This is a genomic window from Streptomyces sp. NPDC050617 (assembly GCF_040654795.1).
Taxonomy (GTDB): Bacteria; Actinomycetota; Actinomycetes; order Streptomycetales; family Streptomycetaceae; genus Streptomyces.
Genome location: NZ_JBFAIS010000001.1, coordinates 374003 through 390918, shown reverse-complemented (window position 1 = coordinate 390918; position 16916 = coordinate 374003). Strand labels below are relative to the sequence as shown.

Here is a 16916-nt window from a genome sequence, read left to right as displayed (position 1 = left end):
CGGTCAGTGGGCTTGCCGGGGTGTCTGGGAGCGGAAGCTGTGGCCGAGTTCAGGGCCCAGTCCGTAGTAGTGACGGAAGTTGTAGATCAGCGGGCTCCACGTGGCCGGGTCGACGTGCTGGGAGCCGGGGACGACGATACGCGGATCGGCGTGGACCTTGAGCACGTGGGCTTCGACGATGAGGAACGCCCCGGAGGCGTCGGGTTGGACCCGGGCTGCGCGTGCCTCCAGCTGGATAGGACATTCGGCGGCCCTGGGCGGCCGGACCAGCTCGGAGGGTTCAGGTCGCAGGCCGGCTGCGGCGAACTTGTCCGGCTCGAAACGGAAGGTGTCGCGCTTGTCCACGGGTACCGGGGTGCGTCCGGTCAGCGGCGCCAGCCGCTCCACCGCCGGCCACTGGGCAGGCTCAGGGAGGTTCACCACGAGATCGGGTCGGCTGCGGAGATTGTGCGCGGTCTGTCCCCCTGGGCCCAGACCGAGGACGATGACGTGGCCGAGTGCCCAGGCCGAGGACATCGGCGCGAGGTTGAAGGAGCCGTTCTCGTTCTCTGTCGAGAGCAGTACGACCGGCGTGCCGAAGTACAGGATGCTCGGCTCGATGGTCACATGGGCGGCCGACGTGTTGCCGGGCGTGGTGCTGCGTGTAGCGGTGTCCATGGGAGTCGACCGTAGGGTGAAGACACTTCGGCCCTCACCGAAGGATCGCTGGTGGATGATGGACGGCGATGAGAAACCATGACGCGCACCTGGAGGGCCCGGACCTCGCCGCTCTGGCCGGACTCCTGGCGGACGGCACCCGCGCAAGCTTCTGCCTGGCCCTCCTGGACGGCCGGGCATGGACCGCGACCGAGTTGGCGCGCCATGCCGGGGTGGCCGCCTCGACGGCCACCGAGCACCTGAACCTCCTGGTCGGCGGAGGACTGCTCGCCCAGGAGCGTCAGGGTCGCCATCGCTACGTGCGCCTCGCCGATCCCGAGACGGCCCAACTGATCGAGACCCTTGCCTCCATGGCGCCTCATCGCATCAATCCGCCCCGTTCACTGCCCGCCGTCAACCGGAGCCGGGCGCTGGCCCGCGCCCGCACGTGCTACGACCACCTCGCGGGCGCCCTCGGGGTCGCGATCACCGAGGCGATGACCGACCGGGGGCTGCTGGACTGGGAGCAGGGGCTGACGCTCACCGGCAACGGAATCGCCTGGCTGGCCGGTCTCGGCATCGCGCTACCGCCCGCCACACGGCGTCCGCCCGTCCGCGCGTGCCTGGACTGGACCGAACGCCGCCCCCACTTGGCCGGTGCCGTCGGTGCCGCCCTGTGCCGCCACGCCTTCGCCTCCGGCTGGATCACTCGGATCGGCACCGGCCGCGCCGTCGCTCTCACCGAGATCGGCCGGCGTACGCTCCAGGACCACCTCGGCCTGTCCGACGAGACGGGCACTCCCGTCAGCTGAACATCGATCCCGCCCGGTCAGACGCTGCCGCTACCCGCGCCTCACCGCGCCGCACCCTTCTGTGTTACTGAGACACGCTCCTAGCTCCGATCGGACGTCAGCAGGCCTCAGCGATCGAGGTCCATGACAGCCGCCCCCAACCCCTCATACGGCCCCGGCGAAACAGTCGCGATGAGCACAGCATCGCCAGGGCACTCGTGCTCCAGCCGACGCGCGGCCACCACGGCCGCGGCCTGCCCCAGAGCAAGACCGCCGGCCTCCCCGCGGACCAGCTCGAAGGCCGCGTACGCGGTGGCGTAGTCGACGTCCACGGTGCGGAAAGCGTCGATCTGCCCTACATGCGCCAGGAGCCCCGCGGCCTCACGCTCCGCTTCGACCAGGGACAGCAGAGGAACCCACAGACGGGCGGCCGGATCAAGATAGGCGTTGTGGATCAACCCGGAGAGCTGCCTGCTGCCGCGCAACGCCATCATGCTCGGCGCATCGAGAACGAAGTGCTCCAGAATCACGCGGTGCCCTTACCGCGCCGGTGATAGACGGCGACGGCCTCATTCATCTTCCTGCGAACGTCGGCGGCTTCCTCGTCGGTGACGTAGTGCCCGAAGTGCTCGGCCATGTAGGCACGAGCACGCTCGGCCCGCTCCCTGCGCTCCTCGGGAGTGAGCGTGGTCTCGGCGAATTCCTGCACTATGGACCGGATCGAGCTGCCGCGGGCTTCGGCGAGAACGGCGAGGCGGTCGCGAACCTCGGCGGGTACCCGGATCATGACATCTCCCATGGAAGAAGTATACGTTCATGTATACGCGAGCGCCCGCAGACGGGACGGAGTCGCCCGGATCAGGCCGGGAGATCCAGCTCGACTCGTACGGTCTTGCCGACGGGTACGCGGTCGATCACCGCCCACCGGTCCGCGAGCGCCTCCACGAGGACCAGGCCACGGCCGGTCTCCGAGTCCGGCGCGGGCAGGGAAGCCTCCCCCGGCCCCGGAATGCACCGCTCCCCTCGCGTGTCCGAGACCTCGATCCGCAAGGTCTCCGGCGTCCACGTGAGCCGCAGCTCGAAGTCCCGTCCGGCGACCCGCCCATGAGTCACGGCGTTCGCCGCCAGCTCCGCCACGAGCACGGCGACCGAACTCGACGTGGAGCTGGAGTGCGGAATGCCCCAGCTCTCCAACTGATGCAACGCCAGGTGCCTGGCGAGGCGCGCGCCGAGCCGGGTCGAGCTGAAGCGCTGAGTGAACGCACGCACGGTGACGATGCGTTGATGAGTGGGGGGTGTCGTCATGCCCCAAATGTGGCCCGCCGCGACCTCCGCCACCAGGAGGGGCGCGCGTACGCTGCGTCAGCGTACGCGCACTAAGGGTAGACAGTACGGATAACTTGGCGTAACCATGGCCGCGTCGTGAGTGGGTGGCGAGACGGGCGCGCGAGAGGTGGCCGAACATGACGGACGACGCGGACGGTACGGAAAGTACGGACGATGCGGGCGGCCACCCCGCCTTCACAGAACCCGAACCCTCAGACAGCCTGCGAACCTTCGGAGCGGTCGTGCAAGCCCTTCGGGAGCACACCGGCCTGAGTCGCGAGGAGTTCGCCTCTCTGGTGCGCTTCTCCAAGCACACGGTCGCCTCGATCGAACTCGGGCGACGCATGCCGGACCCTTCGTTCGTGGAACTGGGAGAGGACGCCCTGGGGAACACCGGGGCGCTACGGAAGGCTTCTCCTCACCTGACACGGCAGCCGGGGTTGGCCGCTTGGTTCAGGAGGTGGGCGCAACTGGAGCAGACCGCGATCAGCCTGTACACGTACGAATGCCGCGTGATTCCAGGTCTGCTGCAAACTGCGGCATACGCGCGAGCCGTCTCGTTCAGCGTCCCGCCACTGCCGGACGAGGAGGAGTTGGATCAACGGATCACCGCGCGACTGACTCGGCAGGACTTGCTGTCCACACGCCGAAAGCCACCCTGCGCCTTCAGCTTCATCGTCGAACAGGCAGTACTGGAGCGGCACACGGGCGGCTACGAGGTCACACGAGAGCTGTTCGACCACCTGCTGGACGTGACCGAACGGCATTGGAACGTGGAGTTTCAGCTCATGCCGCTACGGCAACCGACGCACGCTGGACTCGACGGCCCCATGCAGTTGCTGGAAACGCCGGATCACCGATGGTTCGGGTACTCCGAAGGGCAGGAGTCCGGTCAGTTCATCTCGACTCCGAAAGCGATCAGCCGCCTTCAGCAGCGGTATGCCAAGATGCGCTCGCAGGCTCTCACCCCCGAGGATTCCCGGAGCCTGTTGAAGCGGATGCGAGGAGCGCTATGAGCACTACCGGACTGACTTGGTTCAAGAGCAGCTACAGCGGCTCGCAGGGCGACAGCTGCGTCGAGGTAGCCCTCTCCTGGCACAAGTCCCGGCACAGCAGTGGCAGCAGCGACGACTGCGTCGAGATAGCTACCTGCCCCACCACCGTCCACGTCCGCGACTCCAAGGACAAGCAGGGCCCCCAGCTGGCGCTGTCCCCCACCGTATGGGCGGCCTTCGTCGCATTCGCACGGGCGTAGGCGATCCCCCCGCGGAGCGGCCCGGTACCGTGGGGGGACCGTAATCGTGAACCTCCTGGTGGGGTGCGTGATCACCTGGAGGAGCAGAGATGACGACGAACCGTGGACGTAAGGACGTCATCCGGGACCGGATGGCGGCGACGGGCGAGTCGTACAACGTGGCGGCGCGGAACCTGAAGTCGATGAAGGACATGGGCGCGACGCGTGAGGCGGTGCTCACGCAGCGTTGGCGGCCGGCGGAGTCGCTGGATGCGCCGTGTCCGTGCGGCGGGACGTGCGAGCCGGGTGAGAAGTGCGGGCGGTGCCATGCGCGGTACCGGCATGTGGCCCGTACGCCGGGGAGCACCACGGACGTGGAGACGTGGGCGGACCGGTACGAGTGCACGGGGTGCGCGGCGGTCTACACGCTGACGGTGGTGCTCCCCGGACGCCCGTGGGGTGTCGCCGAGACGGTGGTCAAGGGCGGGGCGGCGGAGCCGGTCGTACAGGCCACGGTGTTCCCCGGCGTCGTACACCCGCTGCTGCGCCCCGACCCGGCGTCCGGGGAAGACTGAGGCTCGGTCCTGATCAGCCCTCGTCGGGGGTCAGGGTCAGGGAGATCGAGTTGATGCAGTAGCGCTGGTCGGTGGGGGTGGGGTAGCCCTCGCCCTCGAAGACGTGGCCGAGGTGGGAGCCGCAGCGCTTGCAGCGGACCTCGATGCGGACCATGCCGAGGGAGCGGTCCTCGATCAGTTCGACGGCGTCGGAGTCCTTGGGGTCGTAGAAGGACGGCCAGCCGCAGTGGCTCTCGAACTTTTCGGTGGAGCGGAACAGCTCGGCGCCGCAGGCGCGGCAGGAGTAGACGCCCGCGGTCTTGGTGTCGGTGTACTCGCCGCGGTAGGCGGGCTCGGTGCCGGCCTCGCGGAGTACGTGGTACTCGGCGGGGGACAGTTCCGCCCGCCACTGCTCTTCCGGCTTGTCGATCTCGTACGGCATCTGCTGGCTCTCCTCAGCTGTCCCGGCGGGCCAAGCGCTCCAGGATGCGCGGACCGAGGTCCGTCACATCGCCCGCTCCCATGGTGAGAACAAGATCCCCCGGCTTCGACATTCCGGCGATGAGGTCCGGGATGGCGGCCATGTCGTGTTCGGGGGTCACGTCGGCGCCCTTGGCGGTGGCGGCGTCGATGATCAGGGCGCTGGTGACGCCGGGGATCGGGTCCTCGCGGGCCGGGTAGATGTCGAGGACCACGCAGGCGTCGGCGAGGGCGAGGGCCTCGCCCATCTCGGCGGCGAGCTCCTGGGTGCGGCTGAAGAGGTGGGGCTGGAAGACGACGAGGATGCGGGAACCGTCGGCGGCGCCGCGGATGGCCTCCAGGTCGGCGGTCATCTCGGTGGGGTGGTGCGCGTACGAGTCGATGACCTGGACGCCGGCCGCCTCGCCCTGGAGCTGGAGGCGGCGCTTGACGCCGGTGTACTTGCCGAGGGCCGAGGCGAGGTTGTGGGCCGGGAGGCCCAGGGCCACGCCGGCGGCGAGGGCGGCGACGGCGTTGTGCGCGTAGTGGCAGCCGGGGACGGATACGGCGAAGGTGAGCATCTTGCCGTTGAGGGCGATGGTGACCTCGCTGGCCAGGCCGCGCGGGTTGACCTTGAGGACGCGTACGTCCGCGTCCTCGGCGTCGCCGTACGTGACGACCTCGATGTCGTGGCGGCCGGCGACGCGCCGGGTGAGCTCGCGGGCGCCGGGGTGGTCGGCGGAGATGACGAGGGTGCCGCCGGGGCGGACGCGGCCGACGAAGGTCTCGAAGGACTCGTAGATCTCGTCCATCGAGGCGTAGTTGGCGTGGTGGTCCAGCTCGACGTTGAGGATGATCGCGACCTGGGGCGCGTACTTGTGGAAGCTGCGGTCGCTCTCGTCGGCCTCGGCGACGAAGATCTCGCCCTCGCCGTGCCGGGCGTTCGAGCCGGGGGCGTCGAGGTCGCCGCCGATGGCGTACGAGGGGTCGAGGCCGAGCGCGCCGAGGGAGACGGCCAGCATGGAGGTGGTGGTCGTCTTGCCGTGCGTACCGGCGACGGCGATCGGGCTGAGACCGTCCATCAGCGCGGCGAGGGCGTCGGAGCGGTGCACGACGGGGATGCCGCGGCCGGCGGCGGCCACCAGCTCGGGGTTGTCCTGGCGGATAGCGCTGGAGACGACGACGCAGGTCGCGTCGGCGGCGAGGTGCTCGGCGGCGTGGCCGATGTGCACGGTGGCGCCGAGGTCGCGGAGGGCCTTGACCGTCGGCGATTCGCGGGAGTCGCTGCCGGCCACGCTTGCGCCGCGCTGCGCGAGGATCTTGGCGATGCCCGACATCCCGGCGCCGCCGATGCCGATGAAGTGCGGTCGTTCCATGGCGGACGGGATGCTGGGGGCCATGCGCTCTCCATACGGTGCTCTGGGGTTCTGTTCTGTTCTGTTCAGGTCTGATTTGACCTGATTTTGCTCGGGGCGGCCGCCGACGGCCGACGACGATTGTCGCATTCCTCGGGGGCAGGCGTACGTACGGCCGGACGGTCGGTGGCGGTCGGTGGCGGTCAGCCGGTTCCCCGCGCGCAAGTGGCCGCGCTGAGGGCGCCGAGCCGACTGCTCGCCCCGGCGCCCGCCCCCCTCGATCCTCAGGCTTCCGTGCCGCGTGCCGTGGGGGCCTCCGATGAGGTCCGCTCGTCACGGTAGGGGGCCAGGAACGCGGTCAGCGCCGACAGCATTGCCTCCGGGGCCTCCTCGGCGGGGTAGTGGCCGCACTCGGGGAGGACGAGACTCTCCACGTCGTCGGCGGCGAGCCGCATCGTGGCGCCGACCGATGCGCCCAGGTTCTCCTCTCCCCCGATCGCCAGGACGGGGAGGGACAGCCGCCTGCTGTTGCGCTCCTGGTTCTGTGCGATGGTCGCGTCGAGCGCGCGGTAGAACTCGAAGCTGGAACGCAGGGCCTCCGGGTCGGCAGCGAGGGTGTCGACGTAGTGCTGGACGGCGTAGTCGGGCAGTGCCTTCGCCGATTTGGTGGCGAATTGGTGGCCGAAGTAGAGGTGTTCCCGCCCGCGGACCAACTGCTCGTTGACGTCCGCGAGGCGGTTGAAGGCGAAGTGCCAGAGCCGGTCGTTGGCCTCCTGGCTGCCGAAGAGAGGCGGCGTCGGGGAAAGCCCCGGGATCGCGGCCTCGGCGACGGCCAGGCGGTCGAGACGGTCGGGGTGGTCCGTGGCCAGGGCGTAGCCGGTCCACATCCCGACGTCGTGGCCGACCATGGCGAAGCGCTCATGCCCGAGCGCCTTCATCAGCCCCACCATGTCGCGGGCGAGCGTGCCCGTGTCGTACCCGTCCAGCGGCTTGTCGGACAGTCCGACGCCGCGCGGATCGACCGCGACGACCTGGAAGTCCCGGGCCAGCGCGGGCATCAGGAGGCGCCAGGCGTACCAGGTCTGGGGCCAGCCGGCCAGTAGCAGCAGCGCGGGCCCTTCGCCGCCGGTGACGGCGTGCAGGCGCAGTTCACCGGTGTCGACGTAGCGGCTGGTGAAGGTCTCGGCGAACCCAGCCGGGAGGTTCGGCGCCTGCGATACGGAACCCGGACCGGCGGGGGCGAGGCCGTTGGAAGTGGGGCTGTTGGAAGCGAGGCCGTCGGGAGTGGGACCGTCGGGAGCGGAGCCGTTGGAAGCGGGCAGGCGGGTTGATGACAGATTCATGATCATCCTTGGTTGCGGGGCTTGACGCGGTCTCATGGGACGGGTGCGGGGGGGGACGCGGACAAACGTGGGAGGCACGGCGCCGTCAGTGGGGCAGCCCCCAGGCAATTCCCCAGGCATTCCTCAGGCAGTCGCCGCGTCGGAGCGGCGGTTCAGTGCGCCGGCGAGGGTTATCGCCACAACGGTGACGGCGAGGATCAGCGTCGCCACGTCCTGGTTGATGGTCTGGTCGAGGATCCCGAGGGCCAGCGTGGGCACGATCGTGCCGGTGTAGGCCGACAGGAAGTACGTGGAGAGCAGATCCGCCCTGCGCCGCGGGTCGGCCAGCCGCTGGGTCACTCCGATGCCGCGGCGGAAGACCAGGCCGATGCCGGTGCCCGCGAGCAGCGTTCCGACGACGAACGTGGGCAGTGACCGTGCCAGCAGGCCGGCCTCGAACACGGCGACGCCCGCGATGAGGAACGCCGGAGCCGCCCGGCGCCCGGAGACCCACCGCTCCGGGGCGGCCACCTGCGCGATCAAGGCGACGATGAACAGCAGCCCGACCTGGGCGCCTATGGCTGCCGCGCTGTGGACGTGCAGTTGTTCACGCAGGAAGGAAGGCACCAGCGACGAGAACAGTCCGCTGACCGCGAAAGCGGCGAGGACGGCCGTGGCGGCCCGTAGGAACTCGAACCGCGCCGTCCGCTCCTCGGGCACGGCCGGACGGCGCACGGACAGCGTGGGGCGCTGCCGGGCCGTGACGGTCTCCGGGGTGACGATGACGGCCAGGAGCGCCGGGACCAGACTGGCGAGGTAGACCCAGAACACCAGGTGCGTGGGGTCCGCCCCGTACTGCGCGAACAGGCCGGCGGCCACGGTTCCCAGCCCCAGTCCCCCCATGTTCGCCACGGTGGAGACGGCCGACGCCCGCCGGGCGCGCTCGGGTCCGGCGAGTTCGCCCAGGGCGGCGGTCGCCGTAGCGGTGAAGACGCCGGTGCCCAGGCCGCACAGGAACCGCGCCGCCAGCAAGGTTGGGACGTCGCGGGCGACGAGGAACAGCGCTGTGCTCGCGGCCGCGGCCAGGAGAGCGGCGGCCAGCAGGGGGCGACGGCCGACGCGGTCGGAGAGCGACGCGAACACCAGCAGTGCGAGCACGGTCCCCAGGGCGTAGACGGCGAAGACCAGCGTCGTGGTGAAGGGCCCGAAGCCCATGCGCGGCGCCCAGAACGCATACAGCGGGATCGGCAGTGTCCCGCCCAGCATGACCAGGGTGTACACCGCCGCTACGAGCCAGAACCCGGCGCGCGAGCGGCGCCCGCCGAGGGGCGGGACGGCCTGTGGGCGGACCTCTGACGCGACGTTATCGATCATCGTGCGGCCTTTCGAGCGCTGGAACCACTGACCGTCACGTTAGCCATCTTGGAACGATCAGTCAAAGATGTGTTGACCGATCGATCCAAGATGTGGGTAGGCTCGCGGCAGGCAAAGGAAAGGAAGGTGCGCGCCATGTCCGGCCGAAAGCAGTTCGACACCAGTGCGGCCCTGGACCAGGCCATGCGGGTGTTCTGGCAGCGCGGGTACGCCGACGCCTCACTCGACGCCCTCGGCTCCGCGACGGGTCTCGGCCGCGGCTCCCTCTACGGCGCCTTCGGCAACAAGGACGCCTTGTTCCGCCAGTGCCTCGACCGGTACGCGTCGGTCTACGGCACGCGGTACGAGCAGGCGCTCGCGGCGCACCCCGATGATCCGATACGCGCCGTCGAGGCGTTCTTCGACGTCATCCTGAACCGGATCGCCGACCCGTCGGTCCCCGTGGGCTGCCTCATCGCCCAGTCCGCCGCGCAGGCGCCGACCTTGCAGGACGAGAACAGCGCTCGCGTGCGCGGCCTGCTCGATGTGCAGCGCCAACGGGTCCGCGCGGCATTGGCGGACTCCTCCGCCGACGCCCGCACGCTCGACGAACTCGCCTCGTTCGTCGTCGCCGTCAACCAGTCGCTGGCCGTACTGAGCCGTGGCGGCGCTTCGGACGCCGAGCTGCGCTCCGTGGCCCGGCTCGCCTGCACCACGGTGGCGGACACCCTCACCCGGGCAGCGGCCGAGGACCTCGCCCGAGACTGAAACCGAGACCGCGACCGCGGCTGAAAGCGAGACCGAGGCCGAGGCCGAGGCTGAGACCGCGACCGAGACCGCGGCTGAGACTGGGACTGACGGGATCCGGCCCGCGCGTCACCGGCAGATGGCGGTGTCCAGCAGGCGATAGGCGTCGGCGCGGCCCTGCTTGGCCGGGCCGGGGTCGGCGGTGACGGCGATGGTGGCGGCGCGGCCGTCGTCGGTCGCGGTGGGGTAGAGCGCGTAGCCGAGGTAGTCGCCGTCGTGCCCCCACATCAGGCCGCCGCAGCTCAGCGGCTGGCTGTACAGGCCCAGGCCGAAGCGGGTGCCCTTCGGGTAACCGGCGTCGGCCGGGATCGCCACGGTCGTACGCATCTGGGCGAGCTGCTCGGGCTTGAGCAGCTCGCCGCCGAGCAGGGCGCCGAAGAAGCGGTTCAGGTCGCTCGGGGTGGAGATCAGGTCGCCGGAGGCCCAGGCGGAGGACGGGTCCAGTTCGGTGACGTCGAGCAGGGGCTCGCCGGGCTTCAGCGAGACGTAGCCCTGCGGGTGGGCCTCCCGGATGCTCTGGTCACCGACGGCCGGGACGTAGGTGTGCCGCAGCCCGACACGGTCGATCACCCGGCGGTTGATCTCCTCGCCCAGCGGGCGGCCGGTGACCTGCTCGATGAGCAGCCCGGCCACCAGGTAGTCGGTGTTGCAGTACCGCCAGGCCGTTCCGGGCGGGAATGCCGCCTTGTGCCGGAGTGCGTAGTCGAGCAGCGTACGGGGCTGGTAGTAGCGGTGGCGGTTGGTGACCAGGTCGTCCATGTACTGGGTGTAGTCGGGCAGCCCGCTGGTGTGCTGGAGCAGCTGGCGCACGGTGATGCGACGGCCGTCGATGCCGTCGCCGCGCAGCAGCCCCGGCAGGTAGGTGTCGACGGGGGCGTCCAGTTCGACCTTCCCCTCGCCGACCAGTTGCAGGACGGCGGTGGCGGTGAAGGACTTGGTGACGCTGGCGGCCCGTACCTGCCCGTCCACCGGCACCTTCGCGCCCGTCCGCAGGTCCGCGACGCCCGCGACCGCGTTACGGGTCCGGCCGTCGCGACCGGTGGTGGCGGCCAGCGCGGCGGGGTAGCCGTCCTCGCGCACCAGATAGTCCAGCCCCCGCTGCACCGGGTCGGCGGCCGGCCGGGGCGGTGGCGCGGCGGAGGCAGGCAGTGTGCCCGCCAGGGCCGAGGCCAGGGTCAGGACGGCGGTGGTCGACACGGCCGCCGCCATGGTCCGGCGGCGGTGGGAGCGCTTCGGCATGCTGTGGGCCTCTCCTCGTATACGCGTACGCGGCATACGCGTCTGTGACAGCGGAGTTCAGCCTGCTGGCCCGCGGCCCGGCCCGCCATCCGGACATCCGCAGCAGCCCTACTGGGGCTGCCCCCACGCCAGTTGACCCACGAGCCGCATTGCGGAGCCGTGCGCCGTACCTCACCGGGCGGCGCGGCAGCGTGCCCTTCCGCGTCACACCGGGCGGATCAGACCGCCCGCGAGGCCGGCCGCGATGGCCGCTGTGCGGCTGTCCACGTTCAGCTTGTCGTAGATGTGCACGAGGTGGGTTTTGACGGTGGCCTCGCTGATGAACAGGCGGCGGGAGATCTGCTTGTTGGCCAGGCCCTCGGCCAGGAGGCGCAGGATCTCGATCTCGCGCGGGGAGAGGGTGGGCCGACCGGCTCGTACGCGCCCGAGGAGGCGGGCGGCTACGGGCGGGGCGAGGACGGTTTCGCCGCGGGCGGCGGCGTGGACGGCGGTGGCGACGTCCTCCGGCGGGGCGTCCTTCAGCAGGTAGCCGGTGGCCCCGGCCTCGACGGCCGCGAGGATGTCGGCGTCCGTGCTGTAGGTGGTGAGGATGAGTACGGCCGGGGGTTCGGGGAGGGCGGTGATGCGTCGGGTGGCCTCGACGCCGTGCATGCCGTCGCCCATCTGGAGGTCCATGAGCACCACGTCGGGCCGCGGCTCCCCGTTCTCCCGCGCCTCCGCGAGCAGACGCAGCGCGGCCGCGCCGTCCGCCGCTTCCCCTACTGCCTCCACGCCGGGCAGTTCGTCCACCATGGCGCGGAGCCCGCGCCGTACCACGGGGTGGTCGTCGACCAGCAGCACGCGGATCATGCGGCTGCCGCCTCGGGGCGGGGTTCTGTCTGGGGGTGGGGGTGGGGGTGCGTATGGGCGTCCGTGGGCGGTTCCTCGGTATGGGCGTCCGTGGGTGCCTCCCCGGTACGGGCCTCCATACGTGCCTCCCCGGTACGGGCGTCCGTACGGGCCTCCGTACGTGCCTCCTCGGTACGGGCCTCCGTACGCGTCTCGCCCGCCCGTACCGGCAGCGCCGCCGCCACGGCCGTGCCCTCGCCCGGCGCGGACTCGACGGTGAGCGTGCCGCCGAGTTCGGCGATGCGCTCGCGCATGCCGTGCAGGCCGAAGGTGGTACGGCCCGCTCCCCCGCCCTCCCCCTCGGCGGAGCCGCCCGGCGTGAAGCCGACGCCGTCGTCGTACACGTCGAGCGTCACCTGTCCGTCCAGGAAGGCGAGCGTGACGGCGGCCCGTCCGGCGCGGGCGTGGCGGGCGACGTTGGCCAGTGCTTCCTGGGTGAGGCGCAGGAGGGCGACCTCGGCCTCTACGGGGAGGCGTCGCGGTTCGCCGTCGAGGTGGAAACGGACCTCGGTACCGGTCTGGCGTGCCCGACCGGCGTGCCCCGCCTCTTCCACGACTCCGGCCTCTGCCGCCGCTCCCGCCGGGCCGGCCGTGAATCCGGCCGTCAGGCGGCGCAGCGCCTCCGGCAGCGTGGCGTCCTCAAGGGCGGGAGGGGTGAGCGCCCGTACGAAGCGGCGGGCTTCGGCGAGGTTGTCGGAGGCGGTGCGGCCGATCTCGCGCAGGTGCGCGCGGGCGGTCCGCAGGTCGGCTGCTCCGCCGATCCCGGCGACCTCACCCGCTTCACTTGCCTCGCCTGCCGCACCTACTTCGCCCGCCTCACTCGTCTCTCCTGCCTCTCCCGCACTGGGCGCGCTGGACGCAGCCGCCGCGGCGGTCTCGGCGGCGCGGGCGAGCAGGACGATGCTGGACAGGCCCTGGGCGAGCGTGTCGTGGATCTCCCGGGCGAGGCGCTGACGCTCGGCGAGCCGACCGGCCTCGCGCTGGGTGGCGGCCAGCTCGTCCCGAGTCCGTACGAGGTCGTCGATCAGGTGTTGCCGGTTGCGGCTCTCCCTGTAGAGCGCGGCGTACCCGTAAGCGGTCAGCACGGCGACCGCCGCGCCCGCGACCGGCCCGATGACCTTCGCCGCCGTGAAGCCGCCGGGCCCCAGCGACTGCACCGCCACGACCGCGCCCGTGGTCGCCGCCACGGCGGGCAGCGACCAGCGGACCGGCATGACGTGCAGGAAGAGGAAGAAGAGCGGGAAGACGACGTAGCTGAAACCGCGGTCCATGAGGAGGAGGACCAGCCACAGGGCGGTGACCGCGGCCAGCCACAGCCCGGTCCGGGAGCCCAGGGGGCGCCGCCCTCCGCTCCCTCCCTCCGCTTCCCTCCCCGCACGGGATTCCTGCACCACCCCGAGGCCGTAGACGACGGCGAGCACCGCTCCGGGGATCAGTACGTACGGGTTCCGGGAACCGTCCGAGCCGAGGGCGACGGCTGCGGCGGGCGCGAGCCCGATGGCGAGCAGCACGTAGAACGCGCCGTGCAGCGCGAGCCGCATCAGGCGCAGCGACGGGGCGTCGGCGTGCGGATGACTGCGCCGCGCGCCGGGGTGACCGGGCGCGCCGGGCTGGCTCGTCGGCCGCTGAAGGTGGCTCGCTGACCGCTCCGAATGGGCCGTCGGCCGCTCCGGATGGCTCGTCGGCCGTTCCTGTGGCCGGGGTGTGTCGGGGGTGCTCACTCCATCGAGCGTACGGCGCTCGTAGGGGCCCCTTTCCGTCCTCCCCATCATCCGTTCGATTGATTTCGGGGTGGACCCGATGGGCGGGGCGAGGACCGCTCCTGTCCCTGATGGCGGGCGCGCGACGGCGACGGAGGGTGGGGGCGTACTGACAAGAAGCCCTGGGAGGGTCCCTGTGTTCGTCGCGCTCCGTGACATCCGCTTCGCCCGAGGGCGATTCGCCCTCATGGGCGCGGTCGTCACGCTGATCACCACCCTCGTGGTCTTCCTGTACGGGCTGACGGGCGGGCTGGCCCGCGAGGCGTCCTCGGCCGTGTCGGGGCTGCCGGTGGACCGCATCGTGTTCGGCGCCCCGGCGGGCGCGGCGCCCGAGGTGTCGTTCGGCAACAGCACGATCGGGCCGGAGCAGGAGCGCGCCTGGGCCGAGGCCCCCGGCGTCTCGTCGGCGGAGCCGTTCGGCGTCGCCATGACCCGGCTGACGGCCGACCGCAAAGCGGTGTCCGTGAGCGCCTTCGGCACCGCCGACGCGCTGCGGCCCGCCCTCGTCTCGGGCACCGCGCCGCGGGACGGGCAGGCGGCGGTGAGCGAATCGGCGGCCCGTGAGAACGGCATCGGCGTCGGCGATCGGGTGACGCTCGGCACCGAGCGGCTGACGGTCTCGGGGCTGACCGCCGATCGCTCGTTCGGGCACGCGCCGAGCGTCTGGACCGGCTTGGCGACGTGGGAACGGGTGAGCCATCAGCAGCGTCCTACGGCGCTGGCGGTCAAGGGCGACGGATCGCCGGGGGACGGGTCGCCGGGCGGCGGGGCCTCTGGTACGAGCTCGGCTGGCACGAGTTCGGCTGGTGCGAGCTCGGCTGGTGCCAGTTCGGCTGGTACGAGTTCGGCTGGCACGAGCTCGGCCGCGCGTACCACCAAGGCCGTGTCGGTCGACGCCGCGCTCGCGGGGATCGACGGCTACTCCGCCGAGCACGGCACGCTGCAACTCATCCAGGGCTTCCTCTTCGCCGTGAGCGCTCTGGTCGTCGGGGCCTTCTTCACCGTCTGGACCGTGCAGCGCAAACCGGACATCGCGGTGCTCAAGGCGGTGGGCGCGAGCAGCGGCTACCTGGTGCGGGACGCCCTGGCCCAGGCCCTGATCGTGCTGGTGGCGGGCGCGGCGCTGGGCGGCACGGCGGGGGTGGCCGGCGGGGCGCTGGCCGCGGCGTCGGTGCCGTTCGAGCTGGGGGCGGCGACCGTGGCCGTACCAGTACTGGCGATGGTGGCGCTGGGCCTGGCCGGGTCCGCGCTCGCCGTGCGCCGCATCACGTCCGTAGACCCGCTGACCGCGCTGGGAGCAACCCGATGACCGCCGCCGACACGACTGCCGCGACCGCTGCCACGGCGGACGCCGGTACCGCCCTCTCCCTGGAATCCGTGACGCTCACCTATCCGGATGGCGACCGCCGGCTGACCGCCCTGGACGCGGTGTCGCTGCGGGTGCCCGCCGGGGAGCTGGCGGCCGTCGTGGGCCCGTCCGGTTCCGGGAAGTCGAGCCTGCTGGCGGTGGCGGCGACGCTGCTGCGGCCGGAGGCGGGCCGGGTGGTCGTGGCGGGCGAGGACACGGCGCGGCTGAGCGCGAAGGCCCGTACGGCGCTGCGGCGCGAGCGCGTCGGCATCGTGTTCCAGCAGCCGAACCTGCTGCCCTCGCTGACGGCGCTGGAACAGTTGCTGGTGGTCGAGGACCTGCGGGGCCGCGGGGCGCGGGCGGCGCGCGGCCGGGCGGCGGAGCTGCTGGAGTCGGTGGGCCTGGACGGGCCGAAGCAGCGGCGGCGCCCGCACCAGCTCTCCGGCGGCGAGCGGCAGCGCGTGAACATCGCCCGCGCGCTGTTCGGCGGGCCGTCCGTACTCCTGGTGGACGAGCCGACCTCGGCGCTCGACCACGAGCGCGGGGAGCGGATCGTCGAGCTGCTGGCGGACGTGACGCGTCGTCACCGGACGGCGACGGTGCTGGTCACCCACGACCACGGGCTCCTGGGGCGCGCGGACCGCGTGCTGTCGATGGAGGACGGCCGCCTGGCGGCGCGCTCGGCCGGGCCGGAGCCTCGCTGACGCCACGTCAGCCCTGGCTTATCGCGCCGGCGGACGCATAAGCTGCCCCGATGCCCGAACTGAACCTGCGCCACTCGGTCCGCGCGATCATCCTGGACGAGCGGGACCGCATTCTCCTGTGCAGGTTCGCCGCTCCGGAGGCCGCCGTCTGGGGAACTCCGGGCGGCGGCATCGAACCCGGCGAAACCCCGCACGCGGCCCTGCGCCGCGAACTCCACGAGGAAACCGGCCTCGTACTCGACGGAACACCACCGCACATCTGGCACCGCGAGGTCGTCGCACCCGGCTATGTGCGCGGCTACGACGGCGCGGTCCACGACTACTTCCTCGTCCGCACCACGGCGTTCCAGCCGACCGGCGCCCTGTCGGACGCCGAACTCGCCGCCGAGAACATCACGGGGTTCCGGTGGTGGCCCCTCCCGGAAATCACCGCCTACCAAGGCCCCGACCTCTTCGGCCCCCGCGACCTCGCCACCCCGCTGACCAGCCTGCTGACGGACGGCGTCCCGGACCGGCCGCTGATTCTGGGGATGTGAGCCCGGGGTCGACGGCCCCCTCGGCTCAAACGACCGGGACGGCCAAGGCGTTCGTTCGCCTTGGCCGTCCCGGACGGTGCTTCGCTCCGGTCCGTCTCACTCTTCCCCGTCCGCGGCGTGGGCGTAGAGCTTCAGGACGGGGACGCCGACCTTGTGGCGGGCGCGGGAGGCCCAGTCGCGGTGGAAGAACTCTTCGACCAGGTGCGGTGCGGTGAGGACGATCACCTCGTCGGCGGCGGTCTGCTCGACCACGCTCCGCAGCAGGTCCAGCGGGTGTCCGTCGACGATCTGGCCGACGGCCTCGCTGCCCGATTCGCGCAGCATGTGGAGGGAGTAGTTGAGTGCCTGCGCGGCCGGGCGGGTCGCCTCTTCGCCCTCCGGCTCCTCCGATTCGTGGACGGCCTGTTCCAGTTCGCCGAGGGCTACGTCGTCGATCGCGCGCAGCAGCCGGTCCTCATCCCCCCTCGGCCGCATGAGGACGACGAACGACATCTGGTCGTCGTGGAGGGACGTGACGAAGTCGACGTCCGTGGCGGTCAGCGGTTGTTCGATCATCAGTACGCTCGTGAACACGGTGGGAGCCCCTCTCCTACGTGGGCCACCG

At 71.5% G+C, this 16916-nt stretch carries 20 protein-coding genes; 8 read left to right on the top strand and 12 right to left on the bottom strand.

Annotated elements, in window-relative coordinates; translation table 11 throughout:
• Positions 1–3: 3 nt before the first annotated feature.
• A complete protein-coding gene (locus AB0I49_RS01675) occupies positions 4–657 on the bottom strand; it encodes a flavin reductase family protein (RefSeq protein ID WP_363224723.1) in 654 nt (217 codons plus the stop codon).
• Between the two features lie 68 nt (positions 658–725).
• Between AB0I49_RS01675 and AB0I49_RS01670 the strand changes: the two genes are divergently transcribed.
• Complete coding sequence (locus tag AB0I49_RS01670; RefSeq protein ID WP_363224722.1) at positions 726–1448, top strand: helix-turn-helix domain-containing protein; 723 nt, start codon at positions 726–728, stop codon at positions 1446–1448.
• A 107-nt stretch (positions 1449–1555) separates the two neighbouring features.
• Here AB0I49_RS01670 and AB0I49_RS01665 read toward each other — a convergent pair whose 3' ends face one another.
• Genes AB0I49_RS01665 through AB0I49_RS01655 form a run of 3 tightly spaced genes read right to left on the bottom strand, consistent with a single transcriptional unit; the run spans position 1556 to position 2732 of the window.
• Positions 1556–1957: a hypothetical protein gene (locus AB0I49_RS01665; RefSeq protein ID WP_363224721.1), complete on the bottom strand. Its 402-nt coding sequence runs from the start codon at positions 1955–1957 to the stop codon at positions 1556–1558.
• Entirely contained in the window at positions 1954–2226 is a 273-nt protein-coding gene (locus tag AB0I49_RS01660) for a hypothetical protein (RefSeq protein ID WP_363224720.1), read from the bottom strand. Before AB0I49_RS01660 ends, AB0I49_RS01665 begins: the two co-directional genes overlap by 4 nt.
• Before the next feature lie 59 nt (positions 2227–2285).
• Entirely contained in the window at positions 2286–2732 is a 447-nt protein-coding gene (locus tag AB0I49_RS01655; RefSeq protein ID WP_363224719.1) for an ATP-binding protein, read from the bottom strand.
• Positions 2733–2890: 158 nt separating this feature from the next.
• Here AB0I49_RS01655 and AB0I49_RS01650 point away from each other — a divergent pair, with 158 nt between their 5' ends.
• From AB0I49_RS01650 to AB0I49_RS01640, 3 genes are all read left to right on the top strand, one after another.
• The gene (locus AB0I49_RS01650; protein ID WP_363224718.1) at positions 2891–3769 is read left to right on the top strand and encodes a helix-turn-helix transcriptional regulator; all 879 of its coding nucleotides are present in this window, start codon (positions 2891–2893) and stop codon (positions 3767–3769) included.
• Positions 3766–4008 carry a DUF397 domain-containing protein gene (locus AB0I49_RS01645; RefSeq protein WP_363224717.1) on the top strand — a complete coding sequence of 81 codons (243 nt, stop codon included), beginning with the start codon at positions 3766–3768 and terminating at the stop codon, positions 4006–4008. The genes AB0I49_RS01650 and AB0I49_RS01645 overlap by 4 nt, the downstream gene beginning before the upstream one ends.
• A gap of 89 nt (positions 4009–4097) precedes the next feature.
• On the top strand, positions 4098–4562 hold the full coding sequence (locus AB0I49_RS01640; RefSeq protein WP_363224716.1) for a hypothetical protein: 465 nt from the start codon (positions 4098–4100) through the stop codon (positions 4560–4562).
• A gap of 13 nt (positions 4563–4575) precedes the next feature.
• On the opposite strand, the gene msrB is transcribed toward AB0I49_RS01640, so the two are convergent.
• The 4 genes from msrB to AB0I49_RS01620 form a co-directional block, all read right to left on the bottom strand.
• Entirely contained in the window at positions 4576–4983 is a 408-nt protein-coding gene (gene msrB, locus AB0I49_RS01635) for a peptide-methionine (R)-S-oxide reductase MsrB (protein WP_363224715.1), read from the bottom strand.
• Positions 4984–4996: 13 nt separating this feature from the next.
• Complete coding sequence (murC, locus tag AB0I49_RS01630; RefSeq protein WP_363224713.1) at positions 4997–6400, bottom strand: UDP-N-acetylmuramate--L-alanine ligase; 1404 nt, start codon at positions 6398–6400, stop codon at positions 4997–4999.
• A 239-nt stretch (positions 6401–6639) separates the two neighbouring features.
• Positions 6640–7698: an alpha/beta hydrolase gene (locus tag AB0I49_RS01625; RefSeq protein ID WP_363224712.1), complete on the bottom strand. Its 1059-nt coding sequence runs from the start codon at positions 7696–7698 to the stop codon at positions 6640–6642.
• Between the two features lie 123 nt (positions 7699–7821).
• Entirely contained in the window at positions 7822–9051 is a 1230-nt protein-coding gene (locus AB0I49_RS01620; protein ID WP_363224711.1) for an MFS transporter, read from the bottom strand.
• A gap of 135 nt (positions 9052–9186) precedes the next feature.
• On the opposite strand from AB0I49_RS01620, the gene AB0I49_RS01615 reads away from it, so the two are divergent.
• The gene (locus tag AB0I49_RS01615) at positions 9187–9798 is read left to right on the top strand and encodes a TetR/AcrR family transcriptional regulator (protein WP_363224710.1); all 612 of its coding nucleotides are present in this window, start codon (positions 9187–9189) and stop codon (positions 9796–9798) included.
• Positions 9799–9906: 108 nt separating this feature from the next.
• On the opposite strand, the gene AB0I49_RS01610 is transcribed toward AB0I49_RS01615, so the two are convergent.
• The 3 genes from AB0I49_RS01610 to AB0I49_RS01600 form a co-directional block, all read right to left on the bottom strand.
• The gene (locus tag AB0I49_RS01610) at positions 9907–11076 is read right to left on the bottom strand and encodes a serine hydrolase domain-containing protein (protein WP_363224709.1); all 1170 of its coding nucleotides are present in this window, start codon (positions 11074–11076) and stop codon (positions 9907–9909) included.
• A 204-nt stretch (positions 11077–11280) separates the two neighbouring features.
• On the bottom strand, positions 11281–11925 hold the full coding sequence (locus AB0I49_RS01605; protein WP_363224708.1) for a response regulator transcription factor: 645 nt from the start codon (positions 11923–11925) through the stop codon (positions 11281–11283).
• Positions 11922–13685 carry a sensor histidine kinase gene (locus AB0I49_RS01600; protein WP_363224707.1) on the bottom strand — a complete coding sequence of 588 codons (1764 nt, stop codon included), beginning with the start codon at positions 13683–13685 and terminating at the stop codon, positions 11922–11924. The genes AB0I49_RS01605 and AB0I49_RS01600 overlap by 4 nt, the downstream gene beginning before the upstream one ends.
• Positions 13686–13860: 175 nt before the next feature.
• Between AB0I49_RS01600 and AB0I49_RS01595 the strand changes: the two genes are divergently transcribed.
• The 3 genes from AB0I49_RS01595 to AB0I49_RS01585 are packed head-to-tail and all read left to right on the top strand — an operon-like array spanning position 13861 to position 16312.
• Complete coding sequence (locus AB0I49_RS01595) at positions 13861–15033, top strand: ABC transporter permease (protein WP_363224706.1); 1173 nt, start codon at positions 13861–13863, stop codon at positions 15031–15033.
• Positions 15030–15776 carry an ABC transporter ATP-binding protein gene (locus tag AB0I49_RS01590; protein WP_363224705.1) on the top strand — a complete coding sequence of 249 codons (747 nt, stop codon included), beginning with the start codon at positions 15030–15032 and terminating at the stop codon, positions 15774–15776. Before AB0I49_RS01595 ends, AB0I49_RS01590 begins: the two co-directional genes overlap by 4 nt.
• A 50-nt stretch (positions 15777–15826) precedes the next feature.
• Complete coding sequence (locus AB0I49_RS01585; RefSeq protein ID WP_363224704.1) at positions 15827–16312, top strand: NUDIX domain-containing protein; 486 nt, start codon at positions 15827–15829, stop codon at positions 16310–16312.
• A gap of 96 nt (positions 16313–16408) precedes the next feature.
• Here AB0I49_RS01585 and AB0I49_RS01580 read toward each other — a convergent pair whose 3' ends face one another.
• The gene (locus tag AB0I49_RS01580) at positions 16409–16885 is read right to left on the bottom strand and encodes an indole-3-glycerol phosphate synthase (protein ID WP_363224703.1); all 477 of its coding nucleotides are present in this window, start codon (positions 16883–16885) and stop codon (positions 16409–16411) included.
• Positions 16886–16916 lie beyond the last annotated feature (31 nt).